Origin of the sequence: Rhizobium sp. NLR16a (assembly GCF_017948245.1) — a bacterium.
In the GTDB taxonomy this organism is placed as follows: domain Bacteria; phylum Pseudomonadota; class Alphaproteobacteria; order Rhizobiales; family Rhizobiaceae; genus Rhizobium.
This window is the reverse complement of sequence record NZ_CP072867.1, coordinates 218,084-242,723: the sequence shown is the minus strand read 5'-3', so window position 1 is coordinate 242,723 and position 24,640 is coordinate 218,084. Positions and strand designations below refer to the sequence as shown.

The following is a 24,640-nucleotide window of genomic DNA, read 5'->3' as shown; positions in this document are numbered from 1 at the left end:
TCATGAGTTATCTGACAAAAGGGCAATTCAGTCAAAGGCGACTTTGGCGCATCATTCACTCGGCGCGGCGAAAGCCGCTGACAAAAGGAGTCCGATAATGTTTGCTGTCACTGGAATAACAGGTCAGGTCGGCGCCGTGGTCGGCGCGAAACTGATAGATCAGGGTCTTGCTGTCCGTGCAGTCCTGCGCAACGCGGAAAAAGCAGGCGCCTGGCGGGATCGAGGTGCGGAAGTCGCCATTGCCGACATGACGGACGCGGCGGGTCTCGCCCAAGCCTTCGAAGGCGCCGAGGGCGTCTTCCTGCTTCTGCCGCCAAGCTTCGATCCTGCGCCGGGTTTCCCGGAGGTGAAAGCAATCATAGAAGTGCTCAAGACGGCGCTCACAAAGGCGTCACCGAAGAAGGTGGTGTGCCTGTCGACGATCGGCGCGCAGGCAAAGCAGGAGAATCTGCTGAGCCAGCTCGGCCTCGTCGAGCGGGCAATGTCGACACTCCCGATGCCGGTAGCGTTCTTGCGCGCCTGCTGGTTCATGGAGAATTCAGCCTGGGACATCGCGCCGGCAAGGGAGAGCGGCATCATGCCAAGCTTTCTGCAGCCGGTCACCAAACCGGTGCCAATGGTTTCCGTGCGCGATGTCGGCGCAACTGCGGCTGAAATGCTGCAGGAGGACTGGACCGGTAAACGCATCGTCGAGCTTGAGGGTCCGCTCCGCATCACGCCGCTGCAGATGGCGGAGGCCTTCTCTGCCGTGCTCGGCAAGAGGGTCCGTGCCGAGCCGGTGGCAAGGGAGACATGGGAAGCGCTGTTTTTGAACCAGGGCATGCAGAACCCCCGACCCCGTATGCGCATGCTTGACGGCTTCAACGAAGGCTGGATCGAGTTCGAAGATGGCGAGGCCCGATCGCGCAAGGGCACAACGACCTTTGAGACCGCTATCCGCAAACTGGTCGAACGCGGTTGATGAAAACGCCGTGGCGGCTTCAGCGATCCCATGGAGGTCGCCACCTGAAGACGAGGCGCCTGCCCCGGCACAAGTCCCATACGAAGGCGCGTCAGGACGAGTCCCGAACGAGCCCATCTATGTATGTCTGGAGCGAGATCGATCCGCGAATTGAGTCCTCGGGATATTCGGGGCCATCGGCGGTGAGCGCCGTCATCCTGGCATATGAGTGCGCCGCCGCGTCGGAGAAGCCCAAATTGCGGTATGCGTCTTCCCAGGTTTCGCGCGGGATCACCTCGACGCGAACGGCCCGGCCGAGGGCGGCGGCGAAGGCTGCGGCAACGTCATTGGGAGAGTATCGTTCCGGCCCTTCGACTGGGTATATGCCGATCCGGTCGATCGGCTCCCGCAGGAGCTGTGCAGCCACACTTCCCAGATCCTCGGGCGCGACCATCGGCAGCGTGAGGTCGGCCGGGAGCATGGTTGATAGCACCCCGTCCTTCGCGACAGGTCCCACCATCGTGTCCCAGTTGCTGTAGTAATAGGCTGCGCGGATGACACTGGCGGGAATCGGCTGGCCTCTCAGGCCCGTCTCCAGTTCGTAAAGGACATTGAGATCGCCGCATTGCTCGCCCGGCTGCGCGCCCATGGTTGATTGCGCCACCACCTTCTCCAGCCCGGACCCTTCGATCGCCTCGAGCAGGCAGCGCACGGTCTCGCGCTCCTCCCGGTCCGTATCGCTCGCGATGTCAGCGTTCGGGTTCAGCAGGAAGGCCCGCTTCCCGCGGCGGAACACGGTCCGCAGCGAGGTGACGTCGTGGACGTCGGCGATCGCAACCTCTGCGCCCCGCTGTCGCCATGCGCCCGCCTTCTCAGGGTTTCGGGTGACGATGGTGACGGCTTCGCCCCCGTCGAGCAGCGTCTTCGCCACTGCTGAGCCAACGCGCCCCGTCCCGCCAACAATGATGTACATCGGTCATGCCTCCCGCAATCATGCCGAGCACAACACTTCGGCGCTGCCGAAGGTTCCATTGCCGTTAGGCGCGCGCAAACCAGAGCGTCAAGCAGCGGCGCTATCTTCGCTGCGTATCGAATGGACGGGAGGGCGGCTCCGCAAGGGTGATGCGATTGCCGTCGGGGTCCGCGATCTGGGCAATCCTTCCGTAGTCACCCTCGGATTCACCTGTGAGCGTCACCCCAATCTCTTCGAGCGCTCTGCGGGCTTCATCCATTTTCGGCACCACAATGGTCAGCCTGCCGAACCCGGCATTCTGCTTGTCGAGGAAGATTTGAATGTTCCCCCGGGCGACATTGCGCCATTGGATCAACGCCTCCATCGGACGATCATCAGGCTCCCGGTCAAACAGCTGCGTGTAAAACTGCTCCGCTTTATCCATGTCTGCCGTTGCGAGCGCGGCGTAGATTCCCTGGATCAGCATTGCCATAACTCCCCTTGCTTACCGCCTCCACGGTAATGAAACAGGACGAGGTGCGTTCCAAACCTGCGTGGATGGCGGCAAGGGCGGTCTGAAGGGCCGTCCGCTACTCGGTCAGGCTGGAAAGCAATTGGTCGAGCTGTTCCAACTGCTCCGGCAATGCGACAGCCGAGCCCTGGAGTGCTTCCTCAAGCGCCTCCCTGGACGGATAGACTTCGTGGAAAACCACAAGTGTCTTCCCGCCCTGGTCTTCGAAGGTCACGGTCGTGATCGCGCCCTCTTCGCCCTCATCATTGGTCCAGACGATGCGCTCGTTCGGCGCCACCTCGAGATACTTGCCATAGAAGGCCATGGTATCCGAACCGCCGGCGCCGAATTCCAGCCGATATTTGCCGCCGGTGCGGACGTCCATTTCGCATGATACCAGCGAAATGCCGGGCCCCGATTTCGGCACCCACCAGCGCTGGAACAGCTCGGGCTGGCTCCACGCCCTGTAAACCGTGCTCGGCGGCGCATCGAATGTCCTGGTTACGACGAGTTCGCGATCTCCTCTGCGCTCGACCGACGTGCGGTTCTGCGCGTCACCTGTCCTCTCAACTTGCTCAGTCATCGCTTCCCTCCCGTTTCATTTCGCTGATGATTTCATCCAATGCTTCGAAGCGGGCCTCAAACAGCTGGCGATGCGCCTCGATCCACTCGGCCTCCGCCTTGAGGCCGCGTTTCCCAAGCTTGCAGGTTCTCACCCGTCCGACCTTCTGCGTGACGACGAGCCCCGCCCGCTCGAGAACCTGGACGTGCTTCTTCATGCCGGTCAGCGTCATCTGGAACTTATCCGCCAGACTGGTGATCGACGCGTCCCCTCGCCCAAGCTGATCGATGATCCCGCGTCGGGTCGCATCGGACAGCGCCGCGAATGAGAGATCGAGAGGAGGACTTTCATACTGAACCATATGGTTCAGTGTATAACCTGCTCGCGCAGGTAGCGCAAGCGTCCCCGAACTTTCCCCGCCGAAGACCGGCCACTCGAGGTCATGCACCGCGGCGGCTGCCGGTGCCTACGAACGGAAATCCAGCTGATCAGCTTTCACGCGGCTTAGCGCACTTCGAACAATGATCGAGCGCTTCGCATCCGATTCAGCTTCAGGACTTTAGGTGAGCTGAGCGAGGATATCGTCGACGACACCTGTAATGCTACCCGCCGTGTCGATATTGATGCCGACGGGAAGATACTCCCGGGTCTTATGGTAACGGAGCACCAGAGCCCGCTCGGCCGGCTCGAAGCCAGGCTCATCGGGCCGCCCATCCAATCGCCGGTTCAAAGTCTCAACGTCGATGTCGAGCACGAAAACCTTATCGAACAGGTGCAAGAACTTGTGGAAATTGCGCGAGCCGCCACAGAAGAAAGTGACAGGGTGGGTGGTGTCGGCAGCAATGGCCCGGACCTTTTCGGCAGGCCAGATCCAATGCGCGTATCCCCAGACAAGGCGATCGGCGCCTTCAGGTGGTCCCGCGAGTGGCTGGCCTGTCTCGGGGTCGCCCACATATGCCAGGACGCGGTCGCCATGGACAACATGGTAGCCCCGCCGCTCCAGTTCGGAAGCGACAGAGGTTTTTCCAGTGCCCGAACTGCCTTCGATCAAATAGTTCTTGATGCCCATGAGCGCTCTTATCACGGGCTTTGATCCGGTGAGAAGAGTCTCACCGGACGGAGGATGAGCCGGCACGCCCGTCACTATGTCGACATCGATCGGCTTAGCCGAATCGTTCCACCAGGAAATCGATCACCGTCCGCAGCATCGCTGTCGGACGCCGGTTTGGGGCATAGATGAGGTACATCGGCACAGGTCTGTAGGACCATTCCGGCAGCACCTGCTCAAGCCGCCCGTCGGCGATATCGGCAGCCAGCAGCAGTTCTGGCTGAAGCACGATTCCGGCGCCGCTGAGCGCTGCGATGCGCAGTGCTGCGCCCTGATTGGTGGAAAATTTTCCGGAGATCGGCACATCGCGCATTTCGCCGCCCGGCCCGACCAGGTGCCAGCGGTCATGCATGCGCCAATAGGAATGGCCGAGGCAGAGATGGTTGGTCAGATCCTCCGGCGCGGCCGGCCGACCATGGCGGGCAAGATAATCCGGCGAGGCCGCGAGAATGCGCCGATAGGGCGTGAGCGGTCGAGCGACGAGGTTGCTGTCTGAGAGCGGGCCGATGTGGATGCCGAGCTCGAACCCCTCGCCGACGAGATCATGGACATTGTTGTCGAGCGACAGCTCGATGCTGACGTCGGGATAGGCGTTCTGGTATTCGATCAGCGCCGGCACCAGGACTTGCGTGCCGAAGCTGACGGGTGCCACCAGCCGGAGCCGGCCGCGCGGCGCCGATTGCAGCTCGCTTGCCGAAGCTTCGGCCAGCGCCACTTCGGCAAGCGCCCGCTTGCAGCGCTCGTAATAGAGCTGGCCGACCTCCGTTAGCTGATGGCGCCGCGTGGTGCGATGGATGAGCTTCGCCCCGAGCCGGGTCTCGATCGTCTTGATGTGCTTGGCAACCATGGCCGGCGACACCCGCGCGATCTCCCCGGCGGCCGCGAAACTGCCATTGTCGATGACCCTGACGAACATCGCCATGCCGGCCAGCTTGTCCATGATTGCCTACTCACAGGTTTCGAATGACGATACCGGCAGCTTATTTATCAACCTCAGCATTTACAACATAGTCGTGATGCCCGCCGCAAGGCGAAGGACATTGCCAAAAACGAAGGAAAAAACATGCCCATTCTTCACCTGCAGATGCATCCCGGCCGCACCGACGAGCAGAAACGCGCCTTCGTGCGCGAAGCAACCAAGGCCGCCGTCGAAACCCTGGCCTGCCCGCCGGAATCGCTGGAAATCCTGATCACGGAGATTGCCAAGGATTCCTGGGGGGTCGGCGGCAAGCTGAAATCCGAGGGCTGAGAGGCCGAAGGAGCGATCGGCGGGCGGCGGGCCATAGCCAGGACCTCGGCTCCGGCCCTGACCGGAACCTTATCGGCTGCCGCATACAACACCTGCAAGCCTCCGGGTAGCCGGCTTCGCCGGCGATTCTGGCTTCTCTTGCATCTGAACCGACCGAGTCTGTCCTAAGAGGGACTCTTCGTTGATGTGGGAGATGGCGGCTTTGCGCCCCATAACGGACGTTCAGATAGAATTCGTTTCCACCCAGAGGCGGACGCTCAAGACACCCCTAGATTGTAGTCCCTCTCTGAGGTTATTGTCGATCCATACCGGGGTAGGAGGCGCTAGTTGTGCATATTGAATTCTTGGAGATCACCAATTTCCGGAAGTTGTTGTCGACGCGGGTCGATCTTTCGACCACGACCACACTTTTCGTCGGAGCGAACAATAGCGGCAAGACGTCGGCGATGCTTGCGCTACGACGCTTCCTGTCGCCGCGCCGCTGCCCGTTCGAGATGCACGATTTCACGTTGTGCCATTGGCCCACGATCATCGCTTTGGGTGAGGCGTGGATTGCTGCCCGGAACGCGGAGGAAATCGTCGACCTAGTCGTTGATCCCTGGGTTAGCGCATTGCCGACTCTGGATCTGTGGCTGCATGTCGAAGCGGGAGAAATGCACCACGTTCGCGACCTCATCCCGACCTTGGATTGGGAGGGGGGACGACTCGGTGTCCGACTGCGCTACGAGCCGAAGGACCTTGCGCTCTTGTACAAGGAGTACATGGGTGCGGTGAGCGATGCCGAGACGATGAGGGCGGCGGCCGTCGCGGCCGCTGAGGCGGAGAATCCTGACGCTGATCCGCCTGCCACTCCGCACAAACTGACGATCTGGCCTGAGAGTCTGATCGATTTCCTGAGCAAGCGTTTGTCGACGCACTTCACCATCCGGGCCTATTCGCTGGATCCGGGTCAGCTTATCGCTCCTGCGAAATCTCTGGCGCGCCCGCAGGTCCTTCCGGGCAGTTCTCGGCCGATCGATGGCGACCCGCTGAGCGGCCTGATTCGTGTCCACGACATACCGGCGCAGAGGGGCTTCGGTGAGGAGCAGCAGGCGGCGGAGGAGGACGATGCCCCTGTGTCGGCAAGTGGCAGTCGGCTGTCCGATCAGCTCAGAAGCTACTACGCTAAACACCTCGACCCGACGAAGGGACCTGACCCGAAGGACCTCGGCGCGTTGCAGGCGATAGAAGCCGCCCAGGACGCGTTCGACAAGCGGCTGACCGAGAGTTTCAAGGTGGCGTTCACAGAAGTCGAGGGTATGGGATACCCTGGCGTGACCGATCCGCGTCCGCGCGTCTCGACGCGCTTGAAGGCTATCGACGGTCTCAACCACAATGCGGCGATCAGCTTCGAGGTGGACGTCATTGCCGAGGACGGCGCGACGACGCCCGTTTTGCGGTTGCCCGAGGCAAATAACGGCCTCGGCTATCAAAACCTGATCTCGATGATATTCCGGTTGATGAGCTTTCGAGACGCCTGGATGCGCGTCGGGAAGGCATCAACCGGTGCGACGGTGGCCACGACCGAGCCCCTCCATCTCGTCCTGGTCGAGGAACCGGAAGCGCATTTGCACGCGCAGGTCCAGCAAGTCTTCATCAAGAAGGCTTATGCAGTGCTGCGTGCGCACGAGGACCTAGGTGACAGCCAAAAGCTGCGCACCCAATTGGTTGTTAGCACCCATTCGAGTCATGTCGCGCATGAGACGTCGTTCTCTTGCCTGCGCTACTTCCGGCGGCTGCCTGCGGGTATGGCCGCGAAAGTGCCGGTCTCCACTGTTATCAATCTGTCGGAGGTTTTTGGTCCGGGCAGTGAGACCGAGCGTTTCGTGACCCGATATCTTCGGGCACAGCACGCGGATCTGTTCTTCGCCGACGCGGCCATTTTGGTGGAGGGGCCAGCGGAGCGCATGCTCGTCCCCAATTTCATCCGAGCGCACTACGACGAGCTCAACCAGTGCTACATCACCCTACTTGAGATCGGAGGAAGCCACGCGCATCGTCTCAAGCCTTTGATTGATCACCTCGGCTTGCTGACGCTGATCATCACTGACCTGGATACGCTGGATAAAACGGGCGGCGCCTCGGTCCAACCCGCAAAAGGCGCTGGTCAGAAGACCAATAATGCGACGTTGAAGACATGGGTGCCAAAGCTCGACGACGTCGATGAGCTGATGCGAGCTGATGCCGCGACGAAGACGCTGCATGAGGACGGCGATCCGCTATTTGCTGTGCGAGCCGCGTATCAGATCCCGATGGGTCTGACGTCACCGGGTATTGTCGGGCCGGAGATCGCATATCCGTATACGTTTGAGGACGCGCTGGCGTTCGACAACCTCAGCTTCTTCGCCGAACTGGATGGGACCGGCCTGGTCCGCAAGTTTCGCGATGCGATCGCTGATGGTGGCGGGGTGGCCGCGATCAGTGGGAAGATGTACCTCGCCCTCAAGAACGGTAAGAAGGCTGAGTTTGCGCTTGACGTGATGGAGGTTGAGAATTTCGACACGATTGTCGTGCCGCGCTACATCGCCGAGGGACTTGAGTGGCTACTCGCGCAGCTCAAGAAAAAGCAGGTTGAGATTCTGCCTCTGGTCAAGGAGGCACCGCCCGAGGAGGAGGTCGAGGCTGGCCCGCTGGTCGAAGAGCATGTCGTCGCCGAAATCGAGGAGGTCGACGCATGAGCGCGGTCGACGACAAATTCGATTCCGAAGCCGATGAGATGATCCTCGCCTGCCTGAACGTCGAGAAGCCGAGGAGCTTCTTTCTCTATGCTGGCGCCGGATCGGGCAAGACCCGGTCGCTCGTCGAGGCGATCCGGACAGTGTGCAAGGAGCAGGGCCGGCGGTTGTCGCTATCCGGTCAGAAGATCGGGGTGATTACCTACACCAATGCCGCCTGCGACGAGATCAAGCAACGCCTCGAGTTCGATCCTCGCGTGGAAGTATCGACCATTCACGCGTTCGCGTGGTCGTTGATTGCCGGCTACGACGCTGATATTAGAGGGTGGCTGTCGACCCGGCTCCTGGCGGATATCGCGGAGTTGGAAGAAGCACAGGCGAAGGGTCGGGCAACCAGCAAAGCCGCGTCGGACCGCGCTCGCTCGATAGAAAGCAAGCGGCGTCGCCGCGAGAACCTCGCCGAAATTACGCGATTCGTTTACAGTCCGACGGGCGACAACCGCACGAGGGACTCTCTGAGCCACGCGGAGGTCATCGCCATGACCGCCGATTTTCTCTGCTCGAAGCCTGGTTTGCGCCGGCTGCTAGTGACCCGTTTCCCAATCCTGCTGATCGACGAGAGTCAGGATACGAGCCGAAGGCTCATGGACGCGCTGCTCGATGTCGAGGCGGGATACCGCGAGGCCTTTTGCCTGGGACTCTTTGGCGACACGATGCAGCGAATCTACGCCGACGGTAAGGAGCGTTTAGCGGAGGCGATCCCGCAGGCCTGGGCCAGGCCGAGGAAGCGGATGAACCATCGTTGCCCCACGCGCGTCATCACGCTCATCAACAAAATTAGACGGGATGAGGATGGTGAGGAACAGCAGCCGCGGAGCGATGCTGAACAGGGCGTTGTTCGGCTGTTCGTCGTCTCGCACGCGGTAGCCGACAAGAGCGCGGCCGAGGCCACCGTAGCTGCACGGATGGCGGAGATCACGGGCGATCCGAGTTGGGCGGAGGGAGCCGAAGCGGTCAAGACGCTGGCGCTGGAGCACCTGATGTCCGCGCGCAGGTTTGGCTTCGAACAATTCTTCGAGCCTCTCTACGCTGTCGAGCGCATCCGCACGAGCTTTCTGCAAGGGACCGGAGCGGGCATCGGACTTTTCACGCGCGAGATACTGCCGCTGGTCACAGCCCTGCGCACGGGAGATCGGTTTGCTGTCGCCGCAGTCGTTCGGCGCACGTCGCCACTCCTCGAGCGCGAAGCGCTTGAAGCTGCAGACCAGAAGCAGGTCGAGATTCTCAGCAAGGTAAAGGCCGCCTGCGATGGCCTGCTGGCTCTGGTGAATGCGGATGAGAAGCCGACCGCGCGCACGGTCTTGCGCTACGTCGCCGAAACTAACCTCTTCACCATACCCGAGGTGTTAGTCCCGTTTTCCGCCGCCGATGCCGTAGTCGCGGAAGGCGAGATTGACGCTGCAGGCGACGCCGACGACCGGGAAGAAGAAATCGATGTCAAAAGCGAGTTGGGCGGTTGGCGGTTGGCGCTTGAGGCGCCCTTCGATCAGATCGAGCGATATGATCGCTACGTTCGCGGCGTCTCGCAGTTCGACACGCACCAGGGGGTGAAGGGGCTGGAATTTCCAAGGGTAATGGTTGTCGTTAGTGACGATGAAGCCCGTGGCTTCATGTTCGCTTATGACAAGCTTTTCGCGACGAAGGCGAAGAGCAAGACGGATCTTGAGAATGAAGCGGCCGGGAAGGAGACGACCATCGATCGGACGCGGCGACTATTTTACGTGACCTGCAGCCGTGCCGAGCAAAGCCTTGCCGTCGTTTACTACACTGCTGATCCGACGTTGGCACGCGACGCAATGATTAGGCAGGAGTGGTTCGAGCCAGGTGAGATAGAACTGATCGTCTAGGAGCGACGACTAGCTTTAAGAACGTCGGCTTTGCCACCTGTAAGCTGATGAGCCGACTTCCTCTAGCGGCCCCGTCACAGAACCGAGAGCGTGACTTGGGGGGACCGTCCGCTACTGAAGGGCGGGGCGACAAGGCTACCAGAGAGCACGGAAACTATTCTAGCTGCAACACCCGGATAAGCTGTTTACGACCGTGAGTGCCGCGTGTAATCCCAATAAGAATATTGATTGTCCGCTCTCTTTTTCGGTGATTGCACATGGTTGACTTCAAGAAGAAACTTGGCGGCAAGGCCGTCGAGAAACCGACGGACCCCGTCAAGCTTTACGACACTTTGGATCGCGAAGCGGACAAAGGCCCTTTGCGCCCTGCACAGATTGCCGTGCTCACAAAATGGTTCGAGATCGACACTGACAAGCGCGACACGATCGTCAAGTTGCATACGGGTCAAGGCAAGACGCTGATCGGCCTTCTCATGCTGCAGTCGCGTTTGAACGCCGGCCATGGACCAGTGGTCTATATCTGTCCGAACAACTTCCTGGTCGACCAGACATGTGAGCAGGCACGCCAATTTGGAATACGGACGTGTACTTCGGACGGTGATCTGCCAGAGGATTTCATCGACGGCCGATCCATCTTCGTCACATCGGTGCAGAAGGTATTCAATGGCCTGACTAAGTTCGGACTCAACAAGCAGTCGGTACCGGTCGACACCATGTTGATGGACGACGCGCATGCCTGTTCGGACACGATTCGCAACCAGTGCCGAATCCACATCCCCCGCGAGGAGGAAGCCTACAGCCTATTGAAGGCATTGTTTTCCGCCGATCTGGAACAGCAGGGTATGGGCACCTACGCCGATATAGAGAACGAGAAACGAGACGCGTTCCTGCCTGTGCCTTACTGGGCATGGATCCCGCGAGAAGCAGAGGTAGCCGGCATCCTTTCGAAGAATTCCGACCGCAAGTCGATCAAGTTCGCCTGGCCCCTGCTCAAAAATCTTTTGACCCATTGCCAGTGCGTCATTTCAGGGAATGCCGTCGAGATCGAGCCCTACATCCCGCCGCTCGACGCCTTCGGTTCTTACGACAAGGCCAGACATCGCATCTTCATGTCCGCCACCGTCACCGACGACGCATTCCTAGTCAAAGGCTTACGGCTTTCGCCGGAAACGATCGTCAAACCGCTGACGTACGACGGGGAAAAGTGGTCGGGCGAAAAGATGGTCCTGTTGCCGTCGCTCATCCACGAGGATTTGGACCACGGTTTCATCGTCGAGAAATTTGCCAAAAGCAGCAAGAGGCGAACTTACGGACGCGTGGCGCTCGTGCCCAGCTTTGAAAAGGCGAAACCTTGGGAAAGCGGTGGCGCCTTAGTCCCGAAGACAGAGACTATCGGCACGGCGATCGACGCGCTTTCTCGAGGAGAGTTCGACGAGACCGTCGTCCTCGCGAACCGCTATGATGGGGTTGATCTACCCGACAAGACGTGCCGCATCCTCGTCTTCGATTCGAAGCCATACGCCGAAAGTCTCACGGACCTCTACGAAGAGCAATGCCGTCCGCATAGCGCCGCGACCCTAATGCGTACCGTGCGGACCGTTGAGCAGGGCATGGGTAGAAGCGTGCGCGGCGAGAAGGACTACTCGGTCGTAGTTGTCATCGGTTCCGATCTCGTCCGACTGCTTCGGGATAAGTCTTCGCGTCGGTTTCTTTCGTCGCAAATGGCCACGCAGATCGAGATCGGCCTCGAAATCACCAATATGGCCAAGCAGGATATCGAAGACGGCATGGAGCCATTGCAGGCCTTTGTCGATCTCGCGAACAAATGTATCAAGCGAGACGACGACTGGAAGGCGTTCTATGCCGAGCAAATGGAGAAGGTTTCAGTGGCCGGCTCCGATCAAACGGCTTTGAAGCTCTATAAATCTGAGTTGGACGCCGAACTAGCACACATCAGGGGCGACTACGCCGGTGCCGTTAAGATGGTTCAGGCCATCATCGATAAGGGTACCCTAGACGATGATGAGAAGGGTTGGCATTTGCAAACCCAGGCCCGATACAATTTCATGTCCAATCGCGCCGAAGCAGATGTTCTTCAGATCGCCGCGCACAAACGGAACAGGCTCCTGCTTAAACCCGCGTCCGGCGTTACTGTCACCAAACTCACGGTGGTGAGCCAAGGCCGCGCAGAGCGCGTCAAGAAATGGATAAGAGCCCACAACGATTATGCAGACCTTAATGTCGTGGTCACCGAAATGCTGGGCAGACTGGTTTTCGGAACGAAGGCAGACAAGTTTGAGGCCGCGCTTAACGAGTTGAGCTTTGCTCTTGGTTTCGTCGGAGAACGGCCGGATGCAGAGTGGAAGGAGGGCCCGGACAACCTTTGGGCATTGGACGACAGCCAGTACATCTTGTTCGAATGCAAGAGCGAAGTCGGCGTGACTCGTGCCGAGATAAATAAGCGGGAAGCCGAGCAGATGAACCGGTCGAGCGCCTGGTTCGCCAAGCATTACAAGGAAATGAAGGTCAAGCGTCTCATTATCCATCCGGCAGGAAAGATCGAAAGCGCTGCGGCGTTTACCCACTACGTGGAAGGCGTCCGGGAGCCGGACCTTAAGAAACTAATAAAAGCCACGCGCGAGTTCTTCAAGTCGTTCGAAAACCAGAACCTTGACGATCTCACCGCAACCCATATTCAAAAGGTACTCGAAGCCCACGGATTGTCGGTTCCGGACCTTCTCTCGAAATACTCTCGCCAGCTCAAGGACATGAAGTAATGCGAGGCGGTGCGCCACCGCCGATTTGGCAATGCCCTGCACCGAGCGATCGGACTGTCCACGTGCTGGCATCCGCCTAGCTGGATATTCAAGCCCAAACATGTCGAGCGGCTGCTTCGGGGAAATCCCTGCGGCCTATGTGAACGACCGGAACGCGGACGCAAAGCTGGCTTTAGTGTTCATACTATTATGTCCGCAACGGCCCGAACTCGGACAGCAGTACCAGTAGACCGACTGTCGGCTTTCGCCTTACGGCACCCCAACAGCGGACAGGCCTCTCCCGGCCCCGAATCTGCCGTTCCTCACGCCGAGCCCAGTGAGCGCTCTGTAGGCTCAGCGGTGACGTCTAAAAGGTTGGGCGCTCGATGTACGGCCTACGATCGCATCATCGGCGGCAGGCCCGGCCGCGGCCCTCCCATTCCCAGCGGAACCAGCGATAGCGTACGGATACCCGCCTCGTCGGCCGCACGCAAAAGCACTTCGCGGAATTGTTCCGGGGCAATTTTGCCGGTGATGGCGTCGACGCAGGCTTTGACGGCAGCCATATATTCCTCGCCGTCATCGCAAGGCCAGTCGTTCATCAGGAGACGCGCCGCGTCGCCCAATGTCCACACGATTTTGCGAGATTTCGGACCCCGCAAAGCAAAACCGACAGGCGTGAATGCTGTTGATGTATTCCAGCACATTTTCCCCGACCCCTCAACGCACGGATACTACAGTCCCCATGTTCAATGTACGCGCGTATTTAAAAATTTGGAATTGAAATTTGTCGTTAGACACGGCTTGAACGCGAATTTGTGAATGAAAGTTCGCCGTAATTCGGCGCTTACGCTGACGAGGCCGCCGCCGAAGCAGAGGGAGCGACAATCCAAATCATATCGAAACGCAAACCCTCGCGGGATCTGAGATCCAATCAGCGTTATCTGCCGATGCGTTAGGTTGCCGGCTTCACCCTGCTTTTTGTTGGCGCAGGTTTCAGGCGGATACGAAATTGCCCGCCTTCGGCATGATCGACCTCGAAGGAGTTCGTCTTCTTAATCAGATCGCTCAACTTCTTGAATCCGAACGTCCGTGGGTCGAAGTCGGATGCGAGATTGGCAAGTTGGGTTCCGACCGCGCCGAGCGGGATCCATCCATCCTCGGTTTCCATCTGCGCGATTACTCTTTTGATGATCGGTGTTGCGGCGCTCGGCGGCCGTAGGGAAGACGCAACCTGTGCGGCGTCCGTTCCGTTCGACACGACCGAAGGCGTCAGATTTTCCGTGTAGATGAACCGCCGGCATGCCTGGCGGAAGCTCTCCGGCGTCTTCTGCTCCCCGAAGCCGAAGACATCGATCCCTTGTTCCCGAATGCGTGAGGCGAGACGCGTGAAATCGCTATCTGATGACACCAGGCAGAAACCGTCGAAGCGGCCACTATGCAGCAAGTCCATCGCATCGATGACCAGCGTGATGTCTGATGCGTTCTTGCCCGTGGTGTAGGCAAACTGTTGTTGAGGGATGATCGCGTGTCTTGCGAGGACGTCGATCCATGCCTTGGAGCGAGCATTGGCGAAGTCGCCATAGATGCGCCGCACGCTCGCTTCGCCGATCTTGGCTATTTCCTCGAATAGACCGTCAACGATCTTTGCGGAGGCGTTGTCAGCGTCGATTAGAACAGCAAGACGTGGCGAGCGTGGTTCAGGCATGTCAAAGCTCCGTGGTGATTGATAGGCCCCAAATTCAAGCTGGCTAACTCTGTAGTTCCTTCAACCATGCGGTTGCATCACGTTTCGCCTATCGCGAATGAGAGCAGCTAAAGGGACTATGAATGGCGTGCCGTGTGGCCCCCTCATCCGCCCTAGGGCCACCGACCGGGGTTGAGCCACGGGTCTCAACCCGTCCTTCGGACCCCCGAGGGGAGAAGAGGGAGCGAGGGGCGCCGATACTGTCAAAACGAACGAGCCTTTCCCTCCATAGAATTCCCGAGTGGGGAGAAGATGGGGCACACAGCTCACCCGCTCAGTCCCACCCTTCTGCCTGCTCACTTCAATTCGGCGCTCACCCGAAAAATCCCGCCGGCCGAAGCATCCGAGCAGACGACGAAAGTGGAGCCCTCCTGGGCCATGAAGGCGACGTTGCCGCCGGCTTCGCAGGGGGTGGCGCTCCATTGCAGGATGATGTCGCCGTTGTCGGGCAGTTTTTCCGTCGTCAGCTTGACGGCGCTGGCCATCCATTCGGTCGCCGACGGCAGGTGGACGGGGGCGTTCAGCTGTTTCGACAGCCAGGCGGTATAGTTCTGCGCCTCGGCGAGCGGCACGTCGTCGGCCGGCTGCTCGGGATTGCCGGCATAGGCCTGGGCGGAGGCCGGGTCTGAGTTGGCGGTGTAATACTCGGCCATCTCGGCGCGGGTGACCGCCTTGGCCTGCATGCAGAAGGATTTTTCGACCTTCACGGCGCCATTGGCGACGCCGAGCATGCCGCCGAGCTCCTTCAGCGACGAGGTCATCAGCCGGACGTTGTCGAGCGGATAGCTGCCGGCAGGGATGGTCTCGAAGGCGACATTGGGTGCAACCGGGCAGAAGCCGCGCGCCGAGAGCGCTTGGAGATCGGTCAGGATCGGCTGATAGGCTGCGATGGCGAGCTTGTAGGCCTCGGCGGTGTAGCGGCCATCGGCCTCGGTGAGCTTCGGCGCCAGCGCGGCAAGTGTCGGATCAGTGGGGCCGGCGCGCGTCGTCAGCGAGGCGTGGAGATCGGTGACTTTCTGCCTCAGCGCCGTCGCCTCGTCCTTGGCCGCCATCACATCCGATATCAGTGCGGCGAAGAGCTTGGCGGCGTCGCCGTAGCCGGAGGTCGCGGCCGGCAGCTGCCATTGCTCGGCCTTGGCCTTGGCCTCGGTCATCAGGCCGCTCGCCTTGGCGACGTCGGGGCTGTCGCCGGCGCCGATGCGGGTGACGGTTTCGCGTTTTGCCGTGGCGTCCTTTTCGGCTGCCGACAGCGCGGTCAGCCCCTTGGCGAGATCGTCGTAAGCCGTTTTCGCTGCTTCATAGTTGTCGACCGCGCCATGCATCTGCTGGGCGGCGGCGCTGTCGGCGGCGGCCTTCATCTTGCTGTCGGCCTCGGCAAAACTCGGGGCCTTGTCGCCGCCGGCGGCGGCAGCGGCCGATTTGGCCTTTTCAGCGTTTTCTTTCGAGATTGAGATCAGCGATTTGCCAAGGCTGATGGCGGCCTTCTGATAGCCCGGAAGCGCCTTCTTGTAGTCCTCATCCTTGAGGGCGGCATTAGCCTCGGTCAGTGCGGCGGCGCCGGCATCATAGGAGAGCTTCGCCTCGTCGCCGGAGGGGCGTTCCGGCGCCTTGGCGGCGACGGCTTTGTCCCTGCGGCTTTCGGCCTCCTTCTTCCAGGTGCCGACATCGGCGACGAGCTTGGGATCGGGGCGCAGCAGCTTCGGGATCGTGACGACGCCGACACCGATGCAGATCAGGAGCAGCGCACCGATCATCGAGAAATGCGCCAGCGTCCATTTCTTCCGCTTCGGCGCTTCCGGCTGTTGCGGCATGCCGCCGCGCGGGTCCCAGGCCATCGGCTGGATGCCCGTGGTGACGCGGCTGAATTCGCCGAGCGCATCGGCGCCCATGCGCGGTCGCTGGGCCGGATCGCGGCTCAGCATTCTCTCGATCAGGCTGGCCAGGCCCTCGGGAAATCCGGGGATCAGCACGTCGAGGCGCGGGAAGATGTTGGAGGGGTCGAGATGGATGTTCTTCCAGCTCTGCTCGCGCTGGTGCTCGTCCTCCCAGACCATGACGCTGTCGAAGACGCTGGCATAGGTCTGCCGCGGCAGGAAGAGCTTGTAGGCGATCATGCCCATCGCATAGATGTCGAGTGCGGCGGAGGCCGAGAATGTGCCGCTGGCATAGATCTCCGGCGCGCCGAATTCCGGCGCATAGGGCGGGATGATGTGCTCGCCGATCTTGGAGATCAGGTGCAGGTTGCCGATCCGGACCGAGAGGCCGGAATAATCCTCCGACACGTAGATGCACTGGTCGGTCAGGGCATTGTGGGCGTAACCGGCCCCGTGCAGCGTCGCCAGCCCTTCGAGGATATGGCGGCCGATCTCGATGGCGCGGTCATAGGCGACCATCTCGGTTTCCTCGAGATACTGGTGCAGCGTCTTCGACGGCCGCTTCTCGACGATATAAAAGTTGTCGTCTTCCGGCGATGGCGGGATCAGATCCTCGATCTCGACGAAGCGCCGCGCCGTCAGCGATTTGGCCTCGTTGACCGAGGTCCAGACCCGCTCGAAGCGGGCCTTGTCCAGTTTCAGCGCCACATCGGGCGCGACGATGAAGACCGAACGATCCATCCGCTTGTCCTGAGCCGGATAGACGATGAACTCGTTTTCATAGACCGGCTCGCCGATCGTGTAGCGGGCGATCAGATCACTTCTCATGCACGTGTCCCCCTGCCATTTTGTCTTCATCAAAGCGCATGTCATTCACCCGCCAGAAGCGGATCGCCGATCAGGCCGGCGGCGAGAAACAGGCCGGTCTTCGTATCGCGAAGCGCGAAGGCGAAACGGGCGTCGGCGCTCACGCGCACCAGTTTCGGATCGATGCTGCGCTCGGTGACCACGGCCGTTGCCGCCGCCGCTTCCGTGCCATTCTCATCGACCTTGATCATCGTCTTCTGCAGAACGCGCGACAAGCTGATGTTTTCCGTGGTGAACCTGGGAAAAGCCGCATCGCTCGCCTTATCAGGCGAAAGGCCCATGGCATGGAGTGTCGGCATCAAATCACGCCCGTCATTGAGGGAAAAGCGGGGCAGGAAGATTTCCCCCTTGGCGGCTTCGAATTTCTCGCCCTGGAGCCAGGAGGCAAGGGTTTTGAGATCGGAACCGCCGACACCCTTTTCCGAGCGCGCCGCGATCACCACCATGCGGTAGGTTTCACCAGAATAGGCGAGGTCGACGGCTGCGAAACGATCGTCGACGCGGAATTTCTGGCCGTCGCCGGCAAGATGCATCATCGGCACCGAGACCGTCGAGCCGTCCGGCCGCCGAAACGGGGCGGCCGGGCTCTGAGCCTCGAAGGCGGTTTTCCAGCGCGCCTTGAAGGAGAGCGCGCCGAGGCTGATGAAGCCGCCGCCGGGCGGCGTTTCCAGGATCGCCGGAATGGCGTCGCGCGTCGCCTGCCTGACCCAGCCGTTGATGTGCTCGACGGATTGGGGCTGATCGAGATCCTCGATCGACGGCTTGATACGGTGACCGGCCAGCATGGGGAGGGCATCGGGGAGGAGCGCCAGCTTGTCGTCGAAGACGATCGCAACACCTGAGGCCAGCGGCGCATCCGCCGCCGGCGGCGTCTTCGGGTTCATCTCGTCGAGCACCTTCTCCGGCCCCTTGACCGCATCGCCGAAACCCAGCCCCCGTGCGATGGCCGCCTTGCCCGCATCCGAGGCGCCGAGGCTCGCGAGACCCAGCGCGGCGGCAAGGCTTGCCGGCGACACCATGATGTTGGCCGCCCCCTCTTTCGCCAGCGTGCGGTCGATCAGGTCGACGGCAAGCCCGGCCTGGGCGGCAAGGACCGCCCTGGTGTCGGTGGCATCGCCCGCATGGGCGGGCGCCAGCGCCATCAGGGAAGCGGAAAGGCCCGCCAGCAGAATGGATCTCGACATCATTCGCCTCCCTTTCAGCGGATGCGATAGAATTTGGAATCGAACGACCATTTGCCCTGGACGCCGGTCTCGTCGTCGCCGACGATCCTGAGGCTGCGGGCGAGGTCGTAGACATAGTTGAAGGCGGCGCGCTGGCCGACGAGCGGTGTCGGCACGTCAGGCAGGTCGAGCACTTCGATCGGCTTGTCGCTGAGAATGGCGACGACCATGCCGACGCCGGCCGGCCCCTCCACCACATATTCGAAACCGATATAGGGATTGCGGGCATCCGGCACGACCACCGGCCGGGCCGGATCGAGCCGGTTGTCGCCGCCCTTCGCCGTCGGCTTCAGGCCCATCGAGCGCTTGTTGGGATAGAGCTGCGTCAGCTTGCCGGCGGCGTCGATATCGACGAGGATCAGGTAGCCTGATTTCTTGGTGGAGACGCGCATCGCCACCTTGTCGCCGATGCTGACCGAGGTGCCGGGCAGCACGTCGACGGCCACGCCCGCCTCATTGTCGGTCTTCAGCGTGTTTTCGACGGCGGCGACCGGGGTCTTCGCCTCCTCTCCGGTGACGACGTCGCGGCCAAGCGCATCCGGGAGGCCGTAGAATTGCGGCACCGGCGTGAAGCGGCAGTCCTCGGAATGGGCCCGGCAATATTCGTCCGATTTGCGCCTGACATAATCAAGCAGGGCGGCGTTGCTGACGTCAGGCTTGTCGGAAGCGCGCGCCACCCCTTCCTGCACGCCTTCGATGAAGCGGCGGGTGAAGACGCCGAGCGGCGGTTTGGCCCCGGTATCGACCAGCGCCCATTGCCCGGCATTGACCGCCGACCAGACCATCGCCGTTTCGCCGCCGAAGGAGAATTTCGCTTCCTTGCCAGAGCGGTTCGGCGGCTGCAGCGACGCCAGAGCCGGGCCGAGGCAGCGCACCGTGCCGCCGGCGGGCGCGGCCACCGCGCTGCGGCTGCCGGGGCCGACATGGCAGGCATCGATCAGCAGCGTGACGCGGCGGTCCCTGAGGCTGTTCAGCCGTGCGGCGATTTCGGTCTCGCGGATCTGGTTGGTGACGGTCACCTTGGCCCCCTCGCGCACCAGCTTGGCATCGGCGGCAACCAGTGTCGGGCTCGTCGTCGCCTCGGCGCCCATTTCCTCGGAGCCCTGGCCGCTGAAATAGAGGAAGACGCGGCTGCCGGCTTGAGACTGGCGCACCAGCCAGTCGTCGATCTCGGCAAGGATCGCCGCGCGGGTGGCCTTGCGATTGGTGAGCGTGTGGATCTGTTCCGGACGGTAGCCGACCGTCTTGACGAGGAAGAGCTGCATCGCCTTCACATCGTCGACCGAGCCGGTCAGCTTCGCCTCGCGCATCTCATAATCGTCGATGCCGATCAGAAGCGCGCGGTCGCCGGGAGAACGCACTGCCATGGGCAGCTCGGCGGCCGGCGCCTGAACCTCGGGCTGGCTGCCTTCGGGCGAAGGCGATGCTGGAGTCTCCGTCGTTTCCGCAGGCGCGGTCGTGCTGCCGGGCGGCGTCGTAATTGCAAGGTTGGCCTCGAGCTGTGCAGCCGGCGTCTGCTTCTGCTTGGTGCCGGCCGTCGTCTCGCTTGCAGCAGGCCGGCGCTTGGTGTCGATTGCCGCCACCTGATCCTCGGCGGCAGCAGCCGAAGTGTCGGGCGCGTTCGGCACGTCACCGTCCGTCCTGGCGGCGATCCAGTCGCGGAAGGCGGCGACGCGGGTATAGACCCCGTAATGTTCGGCCTCGGCGCAGCCGGCGCCCCAGCTGACGATGCCGAGCTGGATCCAGCGCTTGTCGGGGCGCTGCGCGACCAGCGGCCCGCCGCTGTCGCCCTGGCAGGCATCCTTGCCGCCCTCGGCGTAACCGGCGCAGACATTGCGCTCGTCGATCGGGTTCATGCGCATCGAGCTCTCGCGATAGGCGGCGCGGCAATCCTCGCGCGAGACGAGCGGCAGCTCGACCTCCTGCAGTTCGGTCGGCAGGTATTTGTCATCCCAGCCGTGATCGGCCTTGGTGTAACCCCAGCCGGTGACGACGGCGGTGTGGCCGGGGCTTTCCACGGCCTCGTCGGCGGCGGAGGCGAGGATTGCCGGCTTCGAGACGGCAGGTTCGGCAAGCTTGATGAGGGCAATGTCGTTGGCGAAGACCTTGCGGTCGAAATCCTCGTGAATGATCACGTCCTCGACGGACAGCCCCGGCTTATCAGGGCCGTCAACCGAGATCACCTTGTCGATCTTCTGCTTTCCCTCGACGATCAGGAGGTCGCGGGCGAAGAGATCCTGCTTGCCGGAACGGCCGCTGGTGACGCAATGGGCGGCGGTCAGGATCCAGCGCGGCGAAATCAGCGAGCCGCCGCAATGGCCGCCGAAGCGGCCGCGCTGCTCGGGATCGGGCGCCAGGATCTTCACCTGCCAGGGCCATTCGCCCTTCTTCGCCGCCTGGCCGCCGATCACCCGCCCGCCATCCTCACCGGCAAAATCGGTATCCTGCTGCGCAAACGTCGGCGCGGCCAGCAGCAGAAGGACGGCCGCAATGTTGAAGACCTTGCTGATCGACGTGCTCATAGCCTGGCTCCGGCGGAGGTATAGAGGACCGTAAATCCGACGCGCGCGCCCTCGGGCAGAAGCTCGCCGAGCTGTCTGGCGATGTTGCCGGCGGTGCGGCGCCGGTCGTTCTGTTTCAGGAATTCTACCAGACCAGGCATCGCCTGATCGGAGGTGACCGCGACGAGCAGGTCCGTGCCGAAGGGAGCGACGACGGAAAGATCGAGATCGAAGGTCGCAGACATCTCGGCATCGGCTTCCCTGTCGCCGGGATAGAGAAACTGCACCGTGCCATCGCCGGTGACGTCGAACAGCACGAGCTTGCGCCCGGCAAGCTCGGACACCGTGACGCCGACGCGCTCGCCGTCGCGATGAACCTTGTCGGATGGTGTCACCCGCACGGTTTGCGGGTTGATCTCCGACAGCCGCTTCAGCGTGTCGAGCGCGGCCATCCGGTCGACGACGAAGGGCATGTCGCCGGCGCCGACTTCGGAGGCGACGACATCGCCGCCGGCGATCGCCTCGCGCTTTTGCGGATCGAAGACGAGTTCGGCATTGGCATCGTCCGTCAGCTTGAACGGCGTGACGGCGGGAGCGACAGCCTCCAGCACCGGCTCCGAACCGAGGGCGGCAAGGGTGATCGGGGCGGGTTCGGGCGGCGGGGGCGGCACATTCGATTTCTGCCCTTCCGCCGGGCCGGCTTTGTCATAGGCATAGACGACGGCGCGGTCGAGATCCGCCCCGGGCGGGCTTTGCGTGAAGATGTTCTGCCGCTGGTCGGTGAACTGATAGACCGACTGGCGCACATATTCGAACAGCTCGCGGCGGGTCACAGTGCCGTCGCCGTTGCGGTCGGCCGCCCCTTCGAAGGCGCGGGCGGTGGCATAACTCAGCGCCCCGCGCTTCTGAGCTATGCCGGGAATCGATATTTCCGGCGATTTGGTATGGTCGTCGACGGCGGCAAGAAAGGTCAACCGCTTGTAATCGAAGCCGGTGGAGAGGGCATCGGCCGTGGTCGAAATCGGCGCCAGGTCATCCTCCTCGATCGTATAGGACGGCGCCTGGCGCCAGGTGATCTCGGCGCCGCGCGGGTCGACATCGCGAGTGAGGCCGCCGGCATGGCAGGTGTCGGCGATAAACAGCACCTCGGCGCCTTTTTCCTCCAGCTTGTGGATCAGCACCTTGAATTCGTCGCCGAAGATGCGCTCGCGCGATCCCGGCAGCCTCGTATCGAAGCCGGCCAGCACATAGACCTCGTCGCGGCCGCTGGGTTTCGAGCCCTTGACGCGCTCCGGCTCGCTCGATCCGTGGCCGGCGATGCCGAGCACGACGAGATCGCCCTCGCCTGCCCTTTGCGTGACGGCGCCGATCGCATCGAAGATGCCCTGGCGGTCGGCCGCGCCGTTCTTCAAGAGCGTCATGTCCTCGACCCCGAGCGAGCGCAGCGACAGGGAAAGATCCTCGGCATCGGCGACGGCGCCGTGCAGCGGCGGGACATTGCGATAGAGATCGATGCCGATCAGAACGGCTCTGACCGTGCCGCGCTCGGGAGCTTCGATCGTCCTGGCGAGACTGTTCGTGCCCGCCAGAACAAGAAGGGCGAGTGCGGCGGCCATGGGAGCGAATGTGGACATGGCCGGTTCCCCCTCGCCCCTCTATTCGCGGCGCCATTCGACGCGGCGGTTGAGCGCGTCGATATCGTCTTCGGTGAGGTTGGCGGTGGCGGTCACGTCAACCGGTTCGGAGGCGCCGCGGCCTTCCGCGTCGATCGTGGCGTCGATGCCGTTTTTCTTCAGGAAATCGGCAACGGCCTGGGCGCGGCGCTCGGAGAGCTTCTTATTGTAATCGTCGCCGCCTTTGCGATCGGTATGGCCGATCAGGATGACGCGGCCGGGCTTCTGCTCCTTCAGCGCTTGCAGCAATTCCTGGGCAGCCTCGGTGCCAATCGAGGTGAAGGTCGACTTGTCGAAATCGAAGGTGATCGGCACCGGGATGGAGACCGGCACGATGCCGCGCACATTTTCTGAATAGATGCCGCCGAGCACGCCGCTGCGGTGATCCTTCTCGGCCGGCACGAAACTGCCCTGCGGGTTGTCGCTGGTGGGATTGGCGGCCAGAATGCGGGCCTGGGCGGCGCGCTGGATGAGATCGGAGATGGTCTCGGCCGGCGGCGCCTTCGGCGTGCGGGTCTCGTTCTTGATGATCTCGATCGCCTGTTGGTAATCGGCGGCGGCATCGGCGAAGCGGCGGGCGGAGAAATAGATCTCGCCGAGCGTGGCGGAGGCCTGCCAGAGCACCTGCGGGCTGTCGGCGGCGACGAGCAGCGGTTCATACTCGGCGACCGGCTTGTCGGCGGCCATCATTTCCTGGGCGGCGGCGAGCCTCAGGGCTGCGACGCGACGTTGGGCGTTGATCTGGAACTGTCCGCATTCGGCGCTGACGGCAATGGCATCAGCCTCGGAGGCGGCAGCCGTGATATCCTTGGCGGCAACGGCGGTGTTCAGCTTGTCGAGCAGGGCGTTGCAGGCCGGGCTATCGGCATTGGCGACCTCGATCTCCTCGCCGGACTGGCCGGGTTCGGCCGACCGGCCAAAGCTCATCGGCGGCATCTTGATGCTGAAACCGCCGGGAAGCTTGAATTGCGGCATCTTGATCTGCGGCATCGGCAGTTTCGGCATCTTGGTCTGGGCAGACTGGGACGGCTGCTGATATTGGCTCGGTTGTTTATATTGGCTGGGCCGGGTGGAGGCGGTGGTGTCGGCGGGGCCGATCAGCTGCAGCTCATCGGCGGCAAGCTGCTGGCCGGGCGCCAGGTTGGTGACGATCTTGTATTTCTTCGGCGGCTGCGTCACGGCCTGTTCGACCGGTTTGGGCGCGGGCTTCGGCTTTTCGATCGCCTCGGGCTTCTTGGCGACTTCAGGTTTGACGACCGGTTTCGGCTTCGGGGCGGCCGGCGGTTTCGGCGCAACCGGCGGCTTTGCCGCCTGCTCGACCGGCGCGGGTTTTGCGGCGGGAACGGCGGCGACGGGCGGAACGACGGAAGGCGGCAGGGCGGCCGTGCTGTCGACAGTGGTCAGCGTCAGCGTCTTGCTGCTGATCTTGGTGCCGAGGCTGCGGGCTTCTTCGAGGCTGCGGGAGACGGCCTCCATGCCGCCGTCGATGGAGCGGAACATGCCGCTGCCGCTGCCGCCGAGATCGGCGAAGATGGTCAGCGGCTTGGAGGAATAGAAGACCTTGATCTGCTCCTGCCCGACCGGGCCCGAAACCTGCAGCCTGGCGCCGCTCGCCGGATCCGGCACCTGCACGCGCTTGCCGGCGGCAACGAGGGCATCGGTCTGGTACTTGTTCGGGAAGAGCTTGGTGACGGAGCCGTTCGGCGAAACGTTCAGCACCGTGACATAGGCGTTCTCGCTCGACTGGATGAAGAGGCCGACGACTTCGCCGACGGCATATCTCGCCTCGGCGCGATCGAAGGTGATGCTGACAGGCCCGCTCTGAGCCGGCGCTTCCGTCAGCGTGCGTTCGTTCTGCGCCCCGACCTCGGGGATCGGCGACAAAAGCGAAAGACATGTGGCTGCGGCCAGGATGGCTTTGCGGCTGAGCATCGGAACCTCCCCCTTCGAAACAATCTCACACTGTGCTGAAGATGAGAATAGCACCGACCGGTGAAATTGGGATGGCTTTGGCTGTCTTGCTTGAGGGAGGGTTACAAATTATTTGGAGCCGGAA

The 24,640-nt window shown here is 62.0% G+C and carries 18 protein-coding genes; 5 read left to right on the top strand and 13 right to left on the bottom strand.

Going from position 1 to position 24,640, the window contains the following annotated elements:
• Positions 1-97 precede the first annotated feature (97 nt).
• Complete coding sequence (locus J7U39_RS23340) at positions 98-961, top strand: NmrA family NAD(P)-binding protein (protein WP_210632626.1); 864 nt, start codon at positions 98-100, stop codon at positions 959-961.
• 91 nt (positions 962-1,052) lie between these two features.
• Here the strand turns inward: J7U39_RS23340 and J7U39_RS23335 are convergent, their stop codons facing one another.
• From J7U39_RS23335 to J7U39_RS23310, 6 genes are all read right to left on the bottom strand, one after another.
• On the bottom strand, positions 1,053-1,913 hold the full coding sequence (locus J7U39_RS23335) for an NmrA family NAD(P)-binding protein (RefSeq protein WP_210632625.1): 861 nt from the start codon (positions 1,911-1,913) through the stop codon (positions 1,053-1,055).
• Positions 1,914-2,013: 100 nt separating this feature from the next.
• Complete coding sequence (locus J7U39_RS23330) at positions 2,014-2,379, bottom strand: VOC family protein (RefSeq protein ID WP_210632624.1); 366 nt, start codon at positions 2,377-2,379, stop codon at positions 2,014-2,016.
• Positions 2,380-2,482: 103 nt separating this feature from the next.
• A complete protein-coding gene (locus J7U39_RS23325) occupies positions 2,483-2,986 on the bottom strand; it encodes an SRPBCC family protein (RefSeq protein ID WP_210632623.1) in 504 nt (167 codons plus the stop codon).
• A complete protein-coding gene (locus tag J7U39_RS23320) occupies positions 2,979-3,326 on the bottom strand; it encodes a metalloregulator ArsR/SmtB family transcription factor (RefSeq protein WP_210632653.1) in 348 nt (115 codons plus the stop codon). Before J7U39_RS23320 ends, J7U39_RS23325 begins: the two co-directional genes overlap by 8 nt.
• A 198-nt stretch (positions 3,327-3,524) precedes the next feature.
• Positions 3,525-4,034, bottom strand: coding sequence for a nucleoside kinase (locus tag J7U39_RS23315; protein WP_210632622.1), 510 nt, complete (start codon positions 4,032-4,034; stop codon positions 3,525-3,527).
• 94 nt (positions 4,035-4,128) lie between these two features.
• Positions 4,129-5,013, bottom strand: coding sequence for a LysR family transcriptional regulator (locus J7U39_RS23310; protein ID WP_210632621.1), 885 nt, complete (start codon positions 5,011-5,013; stop codon positions 4,129-4,131).
• A gap of 123 nt (positions 5,014-5,136) precedes the next feature.
• Here J7U39_RS23310 and J7U39_RS23305 point away from each other — a divergent pair, with 123 nt between their 5' ends.
• The 4 genes from J7U39_RS23305 to J7U39_RS23290 all read left to right on the top strand — a co-directional run bounded on the left by J7U39_RS23305 (position 5,137) and on the right by J7U39_RS23290 (position 12,720).
• Positions 5,137-5,322, top strand: a complete 186-nt coding sequence (locus J7U39_RS23305) for a 4-oxalocrotonate tautomerase (protein WP_221102530.1) — start codon at positions 5,137-5,139, stop codon at positions 5,320-5,322.
• A gap of 329 nt (positions 5,323-5,651) precedes the next feature.
• On the top strand, positions 5,652-8,039 hold the full coding sequence (locus J7U39_RS23300; protein ID WP_210632620.1) for an AAA family ATPase: 2,388 nt from the start codon (positions 5,652-5,654) through the stop codon (positions 8,037-8,039).
• Positions 8,036-9,943 carry a UvrD-helicase domain-containing protein gene (locus J7U39_RS23295; RefSeq protein WP_210632619.1) on the top strand — a complete coding sequence of 636 codons (1,908 nt, stop codon included), beginning with the start codon at positions 8,036-8,038 and terminating at the stop codon, positions 9,941-9,943. The genes J7U39_RS23300 and J7U39_RS23295 overlap by 4 nt, the downstream gene beginning before the upstream one ends.
• A 257-nt stretch (positions 9,944-10,200) precedes the next feature.
• A complete protein-coding gene (locus J7U39_RS23290) occupies positions 10,201-12,720 on the top strand; it encodes a DEAD/DEAH box helicase family protein (RefSeq protein ID WP_210632618.1) in 2,520 nt (839 codons plus the stop codon).
• A 374-nt stretch (positions 12,721-13,094) separates the two neighbouring features.
• Here J7U39_RS23290 and J7U39_RS23285 read toward each other — a convergent pair whose 3' ends face one another.
• The 7 genes from J7U39_RS23285 to J7U39_RS23255 form a co-directional block, all read right to left on the bottom strand.
• Positions 13,095-13,406, bottom strand: a complete 312-nt coding sequence (locus J7U39_RS23285; protein WP_210632617.1) for a DUF982 domain-containing protein — start codon at positions 13,404-13,406, stop codon at positions 13,095-13,097.
• A gap of 248 nt (positions 13,407-13,654) precedes the next feature.
• Positions 13,655-14,407 (bottom strand): NYN domain-containing protein, encoded by a 753-nt coding sequence (locus J7U39_RS23280; protein ID WP_210632616.1) that lies wholly within the window; start codon positions 14,405-14,407, stop codon positions 13,655-13,657.
• Between the two features lie 335 nt (positions 14,408-14,742).
• Complete coding sequence (locus J7U39_RS23275) at positions 14,743-17,148, bottom strand: serine/threonine protein kinase (RefSeq protein ID WP_210632615.1); 2,406 nt, start codon at positions 17,146-17,148, stop codon at positions 14,743-14,745.
• A 41-nt stretch (positions 17,149-17,189) separates the two neighbouring features.
• Positions 17,190-18,371, bottom strand: a complete 1,182-nt coding sequence (locus tag J7U39_RS23270) for a serpin family protein (RefSeq protein WP_210632614.1) — start codon at positions 18,369-18,371, stop codon at positions 17,190-17,192.
• Between the two features lie 14 nt (positions 18,372-18,385).
• Positions 18,386-20,932 (bottom strand): trypsin-like serine protease, encoded by a 2,547-nt coding sequence (locus J7U39_RS23265; protein WP_210632613.1) that lies wholly within the window; start codon positions 20,930-20,932, stop codon positions 18,386-18,388.
• On the bottom strand, positions 20,929-22,545 hold the full coding sequence (locus J7U39_RS23260) for a caspase family protein (RefSeq protein ID WP_210632612.1): 1,617 nt from the start codon (positions 22,543-22,545) through the stop codon (positions 20,929-20,931). Before J7U39_RS23260 ends, J7U39_RS23265 begins: the two co-directional genes overlap by 4 nt.
• 21 nt (positions 22,546-22,566) lie before the next feature.
• Entirely contained in the window at positions 22,567-24,516 is a 1,950-nt protein-coding gene (locus J7U39_RS23255; RefSeq protein ID WP_210632611.1) for a DUF4384 domain-containing protein, read from the bottom strand.
• Between the last annotated feature and the right edge of the window lie 124 nt (positions 24,517-24,640).